This window comes from Deltaproteobacteria bacterium (assembly GCA_020845895.1).
Classification (GTDB): Bacteria; Lernaellota; Lernaellaia; order JACKCT01; family JACKCT01; genus JADLEX01.
On record JADLEX010000043.1, the window covers coordinates 1 to 11,726 of the forward strand.

14 protein-coding genes are annotated in these 11,726 nt (G+C 62.6%); 5 read left to right on the top strand and 9 right to left on the bottom strand.

All coding sequences use genetic code 11. The annotated features are described in order from the left end of the window. Together IT350_05225 and IT350_05230 are read left to right on the top strand one after the other, a co-directional pair. Window positions 1–447 (top strand): M23 family metallopeptidase (locus IT350_05225; protein MCC6157434.1); only part of this gene is annotated, 447 nt, incomplete at its 5' end. Window positions 448–466: 19 nt separating this feature from the next. Then, window positions 467–982: an adenine phosphoribosyltransferase gene (locus IT350_05230; protein MCC6157435.1), complete on the top strand. Its 516-nt coding sequence runs from the start codon at window positions 467–469 to the stop codon at window positions 980–982. Window positions 983–1,065: 83 nt separating this feature from the next. Here IT350_05230 and IT350_05235 read toward each other — a convergent pair whose 3' ends face one another. The 9 genes from IT350_05235 to IT350_05275 form a co-directional block, all read right to left on the bottom strand. Continuing rightward, window positions 1,066–1,791 (bottom strand): phosphodiester glycosidase family protein, encoded by a 726-nt coding sequence (locus tag IT350_05235; GenBank protein ID MCC6157436.1) that lies wholly within the window; start codon window positions 1,789–1,791, stop codon window positions 1,066–1,068. After that, on the bottom strand, window positions 1,772–2,626 hold the full coding sequence (locus IT350_05240; GenBank protein ID MCC6157437.1) for a hypothetical protein: 855 nt from the start codon (window positions 2,624–2,626) through the stop codon (window positions 1,772–1,774). The genes IT350_05235 and IT350_05240 overlap by 20 nt, the downstream gene beginning before the upstream one ends. Window positions 2,627–2,646: 20 nt before the next feature. Further along, the gene (locus IT350_05245; GenBank protein MCC6157438.1) at window positions 2,647–3,654 is read right to left on the bottom strand and encodes a serine acetyltransferase; all 1,008 of its coding nucleotides are present in this window, start codon (window positions 3,652–3,654) and stop codon (window positions 2,647–2,649) included. A gap of 101 nt (window positions 3,655–3,755) precedes the next feature. Further along, window positions 3,756–4,724, bottom strand: coding sequence for a hypothetical protein (locus IT350_05250; protein ID MCC6157439.1), 969 nt, complete (start codon window positions 4,722–4,724; stop codon window positions 3,756–3,758). Then, window positions 4,721–6,199, bottom strand: coding sequence for a UDP-N-acetylmuramate:L-alanyl-gamma-D-glutamyl-meso-diaminopimelate ligase (gene mpl, locus IT350_05255; GenBank protein ID MCC6157440.1), 1,479 nt, complete (start codon window positions 6,197–6,199; stop codon window positions 4,721–4,723). Before mpl ends, IT350_05250 begins: the two co-directional genes overlap by 4 nt. After that, on the bottom strand, window positions 6,132–7,205 hold the full coding sequence (locus IT350_05260; GenBank protein MCC6157441.1) for a beta-lactamase family protein: 1,074 nt from the start codon (window positions 7,203–7,205) through the stop codon (window positions 6,132–6,134). Before IT350_05260 ends, mpl begins: the two co-directional genes overlap by 68 nt. Beyond that, window positions 7,199–8,101, bottom strand: coding sequence for an LD-carboxypeptidase (locus IT350_05265; GenBank protein ID MCC6157442.1), 903 nt, complete (start codon window positions 8,099–8,101; stop codon window positions 7,199–7,201). The genes IT350_05260 and IT350_05265 overlap by 7 nt, the downstream gene beginning before the upstream one ends. A gap of 56 nt (window positions 8,102–8,157) precedes the next feature. Beyond that, window positions 8,158–8,352 (bottom strand): hypothetical protein, encoded by a 195-nt coding sequence (locus IT350_05270; GenBank protein MCC6157443.1) that lies wholly within the window; start codon window positions 8,350–8,352, stop codon window positions 8,158–8,160. A 126-nt stretch (window positions 8,353–8,478) separates the two neighbouring features. Then, entirely contained in the window at window positions 8,479–9,234 is a 756-nt protein-coding gene (locus tag IT350_05275; protein ID MCC6157444.1) for a 3',5'-cyclic-nucleotide phosphodiesterase, read from the bottom strand. Between the two features lie 433 nt (window positions 9,235–9,667). Between IT350_05275 and IT350_05280 the strand changes: the two genes are divergently transcribed. From IT350_05280 to IT350_05290, 3 genes are all read left to right on the top strand, one after another. Beyond that, window positions 9,668–9,874 (top strand): helix-turn-helix domain-containing protein, encoded by a 207-nt coding sequence (locus IT350_05280; GenBank protein MCC6157445.1) that lies wholly within the window; start codon window positions 9,668–9,670, stop codon window positions 9,872–9,874. A 260-nt stretch (window positions 9,875–10,134) separates the two neighbouring features. Beyond that, a complete protein-coding gene (locus IT350_05285) occupies window positions 10,135–10,749 on the top strand; it encodes a hypothetical protein (GenBank protein ID MCC6157446.1) in 615 nt (204 codons plus the stop codon). A gap of 539 nt (window positions 10,750–11,288) precedes the next feature. Then, complete coding sequence (locus tag IT350_05290; protein MCC6157447.1) at window positions 11,289–11,642, top strand: hypothetical protein; 354 nt, start codon at window positions 11,289–11,291, stop codon at window positions 11,640–11,642. The last annotated feature ends 84 nt before the right edge of the window (window positions 11,643–11,726 follow it).

Below are 11,726 nucleotides of genomic sequence, written 5' to 3' on the forward strand. Positions count from 1 at the left end.
AAGACGACGAAGATCGCTCCCGCGCAGCCGACACCCGCAGTGGTTGCTCCGGTCAAGAGTTCCGACGGACGGCGCCAATTCATCTGGCCGACCAAGGGCGAAGTGCTGCGCAAGTTCGGCAAGGGACCGGACGGACGCCTGAACGAAGGGCTCGATATTTCGGCGGCGGCGGGAACGAAGATCGTCGCGGCCGCGGACGGCGAAGTCATCGTCAGCGGAACACCGCTCGCGGGGTTCGGCAACATGGTCGCGGTTCAGCACGCCGGGGAATACATGACCGTTTACGCGCATAACCGCGTGAATCTCGTGAAAAAGGGCGACAAGGTGAAGCAGGGGCAGGTCATCGCCGAGGTCGGCGACACCGGCCGCGCCACCGTCCCGCACCTGCATTTCGAGATCCGGCACAAACTCGCGACGATCGATCCTCTGACGTTGCTGCCGAACTGAAATCCCGGGAGAACCGACCATGCAAGACTTGGCCGATCGCATTCGTGATATCCCCAATTTTCCGAAACCCGGAATCCTTTTCAAGGACATCACGACCTTGCTGTCCGACGCCGACGCGTTTCGCCGCACCGTTCGCGCGCTGGCCGATCGCTATCGCGACCGAAACATCGAACGCGTTGTCGCCATCGAAGCCCGAGGTTTCATCTTCGGCGCGGCGCTGGCGTACGAACTCGGGGTGGGATTCGTCCCGGTTCGCAAACCGAAGAAGCTGCCGTACAAAACGCGCTCGGCGAGCTACGAGCTGGAATACGGCACCGATACGCTGGAGATCCACGAGGACGCCGTGAGCCCAGGTCAGCGCGTCGTGATCGTCGACGATCTGCTTGCGACCGGCGGAACCGTACGCGCGGTGGCGGGACTCGTTCGCGACATGGGCGGCGCAATCGAGGAGTGCGCGTTCGTGATCGAGCTCGATTTTCTGAACGGTCGTGCGAAACTCGACGGCGTTCCGATCCACAGCCTGATTCATTTCTGACGCACGGGATTTCGCGAAGGGCCGGGCATCAATTCCTGGGGTCCCGATCGACCTTCAATAGTCATAATCTATATTATGTCAAATTACGGATTGATCCGGGTTTTACGAAACGCCTGAATGTGGGAGCCCACCGGCACGGAACCCACCGCGATGTGCTGCTCGCCGTCGTCAACCGCGAGACCCGTGGACCCGCCCCCGTCGAGTTGAAACGCGAACTGGGCTGCGATGGGTTCCCGCAGGCAGATCGCGGCTGATTCGTCATACGTCCAGAACTGCCGCCCCGAAACGACGAAAAAGAGGCGTCCGTCGTGCGTTCGGCCGATCACGGTTCGGCGATGCCGCGTCACGGACTTGGATGAGACGATCGCTCCACCGCGAATGACGACCGGACCGCAGCGCGCGGCCTGTTCGAACGATTCCGACGCGTTCCACGGACGCTTCGCCAGATCGCGCACCTCGGCGCGTCCGCCTAGCACGGCGAACAAGCCCTTGAAGGACGCCTGTCGGTTGTACGCGCCGATCGGTATTCCGTCGCTCACCAGCAGATCGGTCGGTCTGTATTCCGCGGTCCAGTAACCGCCGTTGACGGTCATGACCGCCTTCGCGGCGCGATGCTGTTCCTGAACGGATTTCGGCGGATTCGTATAAACGACGCGAAAGTCGAAAGCCTTGGGATCGAGAATGACGTAACGAGCGGCGTCCGCGCCGTCGCCGATCACGCCGGTTTGCAGGGATTCGTCCGCCAGGACGCTCGTCGCCACGACGAGCATCACGCAGGTCAGCACGGCGTCAATTCGTCGTCTGACCATCAGTCGGCGCGCCTTGCGGCGCGTCGAGCGCGGTCGTCGAAATCGACGGCGCGACGGTCGTCAGCACCCTTCCCATCCGCACACGGAGTTCCGCGAGGTCCATCTCGCGCGGATCTTTCTGCAATTCGCCGTAGATGAACACGGCGTCCTCGCGATGCGTCGGTGAGTAGTCCTCGTAGAGGATGTGCATGAATTGCAGCGCACGCACCGCGTGGATCAATGCGTTCGGGAGATTTGCCTCGCGCGCGCGCTCGATGCCGCGTACCTCGGCGATCCAAGCGGCGGCGACGGCGATCTTGATCGCCTTGGCGATCGCGTCCGAGTTCGCGCCGTTCGACTTCGCCTCGGCGAAATCGCGCAGCGTCGTGTAGACATCCGGCTCGGCGATACCCGAGGGCGCAGCGCCGTCCAGCGCAGGTATCATTCCCGCGACGGCCCATCGCATGCGCATCCGTGTTTCGTCGCCGGTTTCGAGCCGCGCCTGAATCTGAAAGTATTCCCGCAGGACGCGCGTCACCGTGAGCGCCGCGATCTGCGCGTTGATGCGCGGATAGGCCCCCGTGTCGGCGGCTTTGAGCGACGTCGTGATTTTGTCGTCCATCTCGATGTCGAGCTTGGCATCGACCCACTTCGCCAACGCGCGCGGTCCTTCGTCGTACGTCGCCGTAAACGTCGCGAAATCGACCGGGTCCGCCTGCGCCAGACGAATAAGCGTCCCCGCGTCACCGGCGATCCTTCGCAACTTGTCTTCCGAAAAATATGTCTCGCGATTGGCGAGGGCCAACAGCGTCACCACCGCGGCGGCGACCAGAATGATGATGGCGGCTTTTTTCATGAAGCGTCCGGTCCGGTCTGTCAGATGCAGTAGTCGATCATGTACCCGCCGTCTTTCGCGTCTTCCTGCAGACGGATCTGCGGCATCTCGATGACGACCTTCGCCCCCGGCGGAACCGAACGCGTGAGCCACACGTTGCCGCCGACGACGGCCCCCTGCCCGATCACCGTGTCGCCGCCGAGGATCGTGGCGTGCGCGTAAATCGTGACGTTATCCTCGATGGTGGGATGGCGTTTCACGCCGCGCAGGAGATTCCCGTTTTCGTCCTTCGGAAAACGCAGCGCGCCGAGCGTCACACCCTGATAGATCTGCACGTTGCGGCCGATGTGCGTCGTTTCGCCGATGACCACGCCGGTTCCGTGATCGATGAAGAAACCCTCGCCGATCGTCGCGCCGGGGTGGATGTCGATGCCCGTTTCCTTGTGCGCCCACTCGGTCATGATGCGCGGGATGAGCGGTGTTTCGAGCACGTGCAGCGCGTGCGCGATGCGATAAACCGTGACCGCCTTGAGACCCGGGTAGCTGAAGATGATCTCGTCGAAACCCTTCGCGGCGGGGTCCCCCTCGAAGGCGGCCTGCACGTCCATCGCCAGCAGCCTGCGGATCTGGGGGAGTTTTTCCAGAAACCGGATCGTCATGACGCGGCCCTGCTCGTCGAAATCCGCATCGCCGTTCATGTCGCCGTTCGTCATGGCCGTGTTTCGCTGGGCGCGGGCGATCTGCGTGGAGAGCTCGTCGAAAACCTTGATGGTCAGTTCGCCGAGAAAATAGACGAGGTTGTGGCGCTCGATCTCGTAGCGTCCGAAATAGCCCGGAAAAATCAGCGACTGCAGAACCTCGAGGATGCGCACGATCGACGGGACGTCGGGCATGGCCGACTTGTCGAGATGCGCCATGGGCTTTTCGCGCGAGAAGCTCGCGAGGAGTACGTCGACGAGGCGCGGAATCTCCCGGCGGTGCTGGAGTTCTTCCCAGAACGTGCCCTTGCAGATCTCGTCGCCCGCAGGTTTTTGATTCAGGTCCGTCATGGTTTCGTCCGCTATCGTTCCCGCGCGGTCATCGCGGCGCATTCGCAATCGATCCGCGAATCATACAATATCCCTCGGTCGTTTCCACGCCAGCGGCGTATCTAACAGTCAGATGCGGCGAAGTCCAGAAGATGCGCGTTTTTCGCGAGGGCTTCCACGGTGCCGATCGGACCGAGTCGCGCGGTATCGACGAGCAGCGTGAGACGGTCGAAGAGCCGGGTCGCATGCGCGCCGACGGCCTCGTCCACCAGCCTCGCCGCCCGCATCGGCTCCGCGCCGAGGCGCGGGTTGAGCCGCAATATCACGTGCTCCTCGCGGTCGATGACGAGCACGATCCAGTCGTCCCCGCTCCGCTCCCACACGATCTCGGCCAGCACCGGAAGCTGCGATATCATCGACCGGGGAATGGGCAGAACGCTCGCCCGCCCTTCCCTCGCCGACGCGAAGCTCCAGCGATTCGCCGTTTCGAACGACACGGAAAGCGACTCCCAGACGGCTTCCCCTTGCGTTCTCCAGGTGTCGGTGGGTGGCCCGTCATCCGTGAGAAAGTTCGCGAGCGCCCGCTCAACCTGAGGCGGCTCGGAACGCACCGCGAGCGAAACGAAAAACCAAGGACTCAGCCGTTCGCCGGGCATTCGCCCCAGCGCCATCGTCGCGGCGATCTCGCGCGACTCGGCATCGCCGATGCCGTGTTTGTGCATCAACCATGCGCATGTGGTCGGGAAGTCCGAGTTGCGAAGGAGCTTCACGTTTGCCGACGCCATGTCGCGTTCGCCCGCCGCGTCCCAGAAATGATGAGTCCACCATTCGATTTGCGGCGCGGGAGCGCGAAGAATCGCATCGGCGATGTCACCGGAACGGTTGAAGCCCACGATGAGCAGGTTAGCTCCGGCGCGGACCCGATGCCACGCGGGGAACTCGAAAAACGAGGCCAGCGAAAACGGCGGCACGCACCAGATCTTCGCCGGTTTCGGATTCCGGCGACCCAGCACCATGGCGCATGCGATGCCGTCGTCCGTCGCGGGCACGACGACATAGGTTTCGGTGGGCCGGATGGCGGGGAGATTCACGGGTTCGCGTTCCGTTCGCGCAGCGCGTCGAGCAGCCGTTCGTGCATGCCGCCGAATCCTCCGTTGCTCATCAATACAGCCACGTCGCCGGGCCGCAGTCGCTTCATCGCCACGTCCAACGTCTCATCGTAGGTCGCCGTATCGCACGCGTCGATCCCGCGCTTGCGAAGGTCGCGCGCGAGTCTACGCGCATCGAAGCGCTCCGATTCCGTGAGCGCCTCCGCTCCGAATACGGGCGCGATGACAACCGCGCTCGCGGCATCGAAAGCTGATGCGTAGAGTTCCTGAAAATAGGCGCGGCGGCTGGTGTTCGTGCGCGGCTCGAACAGCACGATGAGCCGTCGTCCGTCCCAGCGGGAACGCAGCGCCTCGAGCGTCACCCGAACAGCCGTGGGATGATGGGCGAAGTCATCGATGACGACGACGCCCGCCTCCTCGCCCCGGATCTCCTGACGCCGTTTGACGCCCTCGAAACTCGCGAGCCCCGCACGAATGGCGTCCGGGCCGAGGTCCAGCACGCGCGACATAGCGAACGCCGCGAGCGCGTTGAGGGCGTTGTGCCGACCGGGCATGGAGACTTCGAGGTTGCCCACACGTCCATCGGGCGTGTCGATGTCGAACACGACGCGGCCCGAATCCTCGCGGATGTCCAGCGCGCGATAGTCCGCCTCTCGATCGATCGCGTACGTGACGACCGGGCATGGAGCGCTCGCGATCCGTTCACGCACATTCGGGCAGTCGATGCCCGCGATCAGGGTCCCGTCTTTCGGCATCCCATCCACCAGCATGGCGAACGCGCGTTTGACGGCGTCGAGGTCTGGATAGATGTCCGCGTGATCGAATTCAATATTCGCAAGAATCGCGTGGTCGGGCCGGTAGCGCACGAATTTGGGCACCTTGTCGAAAAACGCCGTGTCGTATTCGTCGCCCTCGACGATGAAATGGCGACCGGCGCCGAGACGCACCGGGGAGCCGAGATTTCGCGCGACGCCGCCGACGAGAAACGACGGATCGAGACCGGCGTGCGTGAATATCCACGCGACCATCGCCGTGGTCGTCGTCTTGCCGTGTGTCCCGGTCACGGCGACGGTTGTGCGGTCGTCGAGAAAGAATCGACGCAGCGCGCCGGGGAAGCTCGTGTATTCGATACCGCCGTCGATGGCCGCGCGGGCTTCGGGGTTGTCGCGGCGAATGGCGTTGCCGACCACCACGAGGTCGGGACGCGGCTCCAGATGCACCGGTTCGTAGCCGTTGAAGATGGGAATCCCCTGCCCCGCCAGATACGTGGACATGGGCGGGTATACATTGGCGTCGCTGCCCGTGACGTGGTGCCCCGCGGCCTTCAGAATGCCCGCGAGCGACCCCATCCCCGTCCCGCAGATTGCGATCAGATGAATGTGCATCGATTCATATTTCCGCCAGCGCGGCCTTGAAAATGCGCGGTCGCCAGAACTGAATTCGGTCGTTTTCCACATCGGGGTGAACACGATTGGCGAGCAGCGCGACGGCCACTCGCCGGTCCGGATCGATCCATAGCCCGGTGCCCGTGAATCCCCAGTGACCGAATGTGTTGGGTCCGAACGTCTCGGGCAGCAGCGATCCGGCCGCGGACTTGCCGTCGAATCCGAGCCGGAACGAAAACTCCCCTCCGGGAAAGGCGAGCGATAGAAACGCGCGCACGGTTTCTTCGTCGAAAATCTCGCCGTCGCCGGTCAGCGCGCGCAGCAACTCGCGTGCGAACCTCAGCAGCGATTCAGCGTTCGCAAAAACGCCCGCCTGCGCCAGCACCCCGCCCGCCGCGAACGTATTCTGGTCATCCGCCTCTCCCACCATCACGCGGCGACGCCACGCGCAGCGCCGCGTCGGAGAGGGAAATGCATTCGGGAGCTTGTCGAGCGGTCGATACGCGCACAGCGCCATGCCGAGCGGCTCGAAGACGAAGCGCTCACACAAATCGTCGAGCGGGGCGCCGCCGATTTTCTCGAGTAGAAATCCGATCCACATCATGTCGAGATCGGAATAGATCGCCGACGTCCCCGGTTCGTAAACAGAGGCCGTGTCGCGCAGCAGTTCGAAGATCCGCCGTTTGGCGGAAGGTGAACCCACGGACTCCTCCGGGATCTCTTCGAAAAACGCGCGCCACGCGGGAAGCCCCGCGGAGTGCGACAGCAACTGACGCCATGTTGCGCGCGCCACGCGTGCGTCGGGGATATCCGCGAAATATTCCCCGAGCGCATCGTCGAGTCCGAAGCGCTCTTGCTGGGCGAAGATCATCGCGACGGCGGTCGTGGCGACAATCTTGGTCACGCTCGCCAGGTCGTAGATCGTGTCTTCCGTCACGGTGAATGACGTCGGCGTGTACGACAGGTTTCCCGCGACGATCACGCGCGACTCGTCGTCGGTGAGAATCCCGAGCTGCCCGCCGGGAAAAGCCCGGTCGCGGACCGCCTCATTCAGCGTGCGCGTGGCTTTTTTCAGCATACGGGGGATTCCAGGAGATCGAGCGTTCCCTGCGTCGCGTCGAGCGTCGCGAGCGTGCCGATCGGCAACGCGGTGTTGCGCGCGCCGTGTCCGAACCGCGCGCCGATCGCGCACGGAATCCGTCCCAGTGCGTCGGATGTCTCCGTGGCGAGTTGCCGAATTGTGGCTTCACCGACGCCGCCGAATTCGCCGAAGACGATCCCCGCGACACCGTTCAGAGCGCCCGAAAGACGCAATGTGACGAGCATGCGATCCACGCGATACGGTGCTTCACCGACGTCTTCGATGACCGGAATCGCCCCGGATAGATCGGGGCAGCGACCGGCCGCCACCAAATGAACGATCAAGGTCAGGTTGCCCGGAAACAACCTTCCCGTCACCCTACCCGGCGTCACGCACACGCACTCGCCCAGCGGCGCAAAGCCCGGTGCGGAAGGTTCCCGGAGTAAACGCAGGTACCACTCGTCGCGACCGGAATCCGCGATTTGGAACTGCTCTCCGGCGACCATCGGACCGTGGATCTGCGATACACCCGCCCGGCGCCAGAGATCCCACGCGAGGATGGTGATGTCGGAAAATCCGATCAGGAGCTTCGGGCGGCGGGAGAAATGGGACACGTCGAGCCGGTCGATCAGCCGAATCGTCCCGTAACCGCCGCGTACACACCACACGCACGGCGCATCGCCGTCGAGGGCGGTCTGCAACTCGGCGAGGCGGCGTTGATCGCAACCCGCGAGGTAACCGTCGCGCTCGAATATGTCGTCCCGCCAAACGGGTTGAAAACCCCAGTCGCGCAGCCGTGCAACGCCCTGCTCGAAATGCGACGCGTCGAAAGGACCGGCCGGCGCGACGAGGACAATTTCGTCGCCGACGGTGAGCGCCCGAGGTTTTTTCACGGGATTTTGCGATGTCATGGAAACGACCGCACCGGCGGCCCGGAGGTGCCGGGGCCCTATTTGGCGGCCATCATTTCGTCCAACCGCTCGAGAAGAACGTCCATCTCCAGTTCGTGGCCGTGCTTGGCCGCGAAGCCGGTGATCTCGTGCTTGAGCAGAACAAGGTCGTTTTGCGACATGGAGTCACAGTAGTCTTCCAATTTTCCGTTTCGGAACGCGTCGATCACTTCGTCCAGCTGAAAAAAGCCCATCTGGGACCTCCATGAGCACTTGCAGCGATGTCCTGACGATTCGATTTTAGGAGAAACACGCGGGTCGGGCAATCGGAAGTCGCGTTTTCCGTGATTTTCCGGCGTGCGTCGCGCGACGGGCCTCGCTCAACCGAGGTCGTACTCAAGGTCCTGTTCCACCAGACGCGCGTCGAGGCCGGCCTTCGCCAGATCCGACGCGATGGCGCCGCACAGTTCCGGGCGCATGTGCGTGATGAGGAGCCGGGGGGCGCGCTCGGCCTTCGCAACGTCCGCGGCGAGCGTTTTTGGGCAATAATGCCCTGTGATTCGCGCTGCGGCCTCCCCCGCATCGGCAAACGTCGTTTCCACGAGCACGGTTCGGATGTCGTCATGGCGTTTGACGACGTGCCAGATCGCGTCCGTTGTCGCGGTGTCGCCGGTATAGACGAACCCTTCGCCGTCCCAGCGCAAATAAAACCCCGCGCACGGAACCGTGTGATGCACGGGCACCGCCGTGACCTCGTATCCGCCGACACTCGCGGCCTTTGCGATGGGTAGCTCGTGATAGACCAGCGCGGGCGGATCTCCGATCATGGTGAAGTCGGGCCAGAGGACGCCGTTCAGCAGGTGGCGGCGCACCGCGTCGATCACGCCGGGAATCGCCGCGAGGATGAGGCTTGGCAGCCTCTTGTTGGCACGTTCCATGAGCAGAAACGGCAATTCCTTCACGTGGTCGACGTGCGCGTGCGAGAGAAACAGAACTTGAAGGCGCTCCATCGCGGAAACGTCGAGCGCCGAATTGACCGTTCCCGCGTCGAGCAGAGCGTCGTCGTTCAGGAGAAATCCGGTCGATCGATGGCTCGGTGTCAGACGGCCATAGCATCCGAGAACGCGAAGACGCATGAGAACCTCCGCACTCGCGCGAGGCGAGCACCCGGGACATCGTGTTCGAAAAATGCCCCCGGCAGGATTTGAACCTGCGACCCCCGGATTAGGAATCCGTTTTTCCGCTTTGTCAAAGTGCTAAGTACCTGATACAGCTTGTTCGGCATCTTGTCCAGACGCCCTGTTCATGCGGCTTTTGCGCGTCCTGTGTCCGAAAATGGCCGAAGCCCCCGACCGGAAATGGCGTGGCCGAAAAATGGCCGAACACGGGATTTCCGTCTGGCTGAGGCCATTTTCCAGCCTGTTGCAATTCACCACATATTGATCCGAATCCCCGCCAACAAACCACAGATTGACAAATTGGAATTGATTTTGTAGAATCAAAATCCCTATTCGTCGACGGACACCATCAAATGGAGCTAATAGCGTGTCGAATAGGAGCATTCACGAAATGCCGACTCTCTTGACCTACTCCGAAGCTTGCGCAATTTTGAAAATGAAGCTTCCCACGTTGTACTCAAAGGTATCGCGACGCGAGATCCCGCATGTTCGCCTCTCCGGGCGCGACGTTCGGTTCGACGCGGACGAGTTGGCGCGGTGGATTGACGATCGGCGCGTGCGCGTCGGCGCGGTCGCCCCCGAAACCCCCGAACACTGACCGGGGGGCCTCATGAAAAAGCTCACGCCCTTGCGGGTGATCCGCGAGAAGTGTCTCGATTGCAGCGGTGGGCAACGAGGTGAAGTGCGCCGATGCCCCGTCACGAAGTGCGCCCTGTGGCCGTTTCGTTTCGGCCACTGTCCCAAACCTGTGTCCTGCGAAAAACAGGGTGTTTCGCCGCCGACTGCGTGCGCCGGTGGTGCTCCCTTGCCCCCGCGCGCCATGAACGAAAAACCCCCGTTCGCGGCGGGGGTTTGACGATGGGACGTGACATTAAAAAGTCGAGCGCGTGGTTCTGGGGACTTGGGACGCCGGAGATCGGTCGGTCGCCGATCATGCGCGAGATGACCTCAGAAGCCATGACCGTTTACGCGAACATTTCCTTTTCCGTCAAGAACAAGCTCCGAACCGCTGGGCACGAGGACGTGCCGTGGGGATACTCAGACGGCCCGGTGCTAATGCGAAGAGAAGACACCGCGCGCGGTCTGTTCACGGTCATCCGCTTGGGATTGTTCGAGGTCGCCGACGGCGGCGCGTTTCGCGACGGGCGCTATCGGAAGTCGCATTACCGGGTGTCGTTTCGTTGGGCGAAGTATGACCCCGACCGGCCCGGTCGATTCATTCTGGAGTCGCCGGAAGTTTCGGCCAACTGGAAAGCCTGTTTCGACGCCGACGGTCGGTGGAAGCCCGGCGTGAATCCGAAACGCGCGCCGTCGAAGTCTCGCGCGGGCGGCAATTTCCCGGTCCACCGGTCGGACTCGGAAACCGCCCTGTCGGTCCACCTGTCGAACTCGGACGATGACCCCGAATGCCCTGTCGGTCCACCTGTCGGACTGACACGGGGACCGCCCGAGTCCACCTGTCGGACGCTCTAATATAACGCCATACACTACGGACGATCACGGCATGCTCAGGGTATGCTCAGGGTAGGCTCAAGGTGCTGTCTCAGTCGGCGCTCTCACCATTATCGCTTGGCGGATTTTCCGGGTCCGCTTAAAAGAGAGCCCCTTACCCTTTCGCCGCCTTTGTCGGCCCGCGTGTTTCGATGCCGTGGCCCTTTTAGACTAGACACTATGGTTTTCTTAGGTTCCGGGGGCGCCCCTACTTTCCGCCCGCCCGCGCACCCTATTTACCAGCTGTGCCCTACAGGGTTCAAAATGCCGACCATTTGCGAGAGGTCCTTACCGCGACCGCACTGTCAACTCGGGTCGTTATTAAGGGGTGGGGGTGCGCGCCCTGAGCGTCCGGGGGACATCTAAAGGGGGGCGTTTGTTCGCATGAAGTCGCCGGTTGGCAATCGACGCGCTTGGGTGCTAAGATGGGGCGAGCGAATTCACGACCCCGAATGACGTGCAGCGGCGCGAGATTGCTTGCCGGGATTGCACGAAACGACCGCTCAAAATGGAGCATACCCATGAATAAGTCCGTCGTGCGGCTCTTGTCGGTCTCCGTGATTGCGACAACGCTTTGTCTATATGCCTGCGCGTCGGTAAACGACGATGACGACGCCGAAGACGACACCGAAGATGACGATGTGTCAGACGATGACTCCCCGGACGACGATAACGCAGCGGACGACGATGACGCAGCGGACGACGATGACGCAGCGGACGACGATGACGCAGCGGACGATGATGACGCAGCGGACGATGACACGGGCGGCGACGATTACGCGATTCAGTTTACCGCAGCGTCCGCTTACCTCGTCGCGCCCGATTCGGACTCCTTGCGAATCACCGAGCCTGTCCCGGATTCCGTTGAAAGTTGAAAAGGGAACGGCGGTTGCCTACCGTCCGGGTTGCGAGACCTGGACGACCTTTTCCAAGGAGGACCGCCGTGAAGGGACGATACC

Excerpts from the sequence above, each read along its gene's own strand:
- IT350_05230 (MCC6157435.1), top strand. The coding sequence starts at position 467 with ATGCAAGACTTGGCCGATCGCATTCGTGATATCCCCAATTTTCCGAAA.
- IT350_05260 (MCC6157441.1), bottom strand. The coding sequence starts at position 7,205 with ATGCTGAAAAAAGCCACGCGCACGCTGAATGAGGCGGTCCGCGACCGG.
- IT350_05290 (MCC6157447.1), top strand. The coding sequence starts at position 11,289 with ATGAATAAGTCCGTCGTGCGGCTCTTGTCGGTCTCCGTGATTGCGACA.
- mpl (MCC6157440.1), bottom strand. The coding sequence starts at position 6,199 with ATGTGGAAAACGACCGAATTCAGTTCTGGCGACCGCGCATTTTCAAGG.
- IT350_05275 (MCC6157444.1), bottom strand. The coding sequence starts at position 9,234 with ATGCGTCTTCGCGTTCTCGGATGCTATGGCCGTCTGACACCGAGCCAT.
- IT350_05270 (MCC6157443.1), bottom strand. The coding sequence starts at position 8,352 with ATGGGCTTTTTTCAGCTGGACGAAGTGATCGACGCGTTCCGAAACGGA.
- IT350_05240 (MCC6157437.1), bottom strand. The coding sequence starts at position 2,626 with ATGAAAAAAGCCGCCATCATCATTCTGGTCGCCGCCGCGGTGGTGACG.
- IT350_05280 (MCC6157445.1), top strand. The coding sequence starts at position 9,668 with ATGCCGACTCTCTTGACCTACTCCGAAGCTTGCGCAATTTTGAAAATG.
- IT350_05235 (MCC6157436.1), bottom strand. The coding sequence starts at position 1,791 with ATGGTCAGACGACGAATTGACGCCGTGCTGACCTGCGTGATGCTCGTC.
- IT350_05285 (MCC6157446.1), top strand. The coding sequence starts at position 10,135 with ATGGGACGTGACATTAAAAAGTCGAGCGCGTGGTTCTGGGGACTTGGG.
- IT350_05245 (MCC6157438.1), bottom strand. The coding sequence starts at position 3,654 with ATGACGGACCTGAATCAAAAACCTGCGGGCGACGAGATCTGCAAGGGC.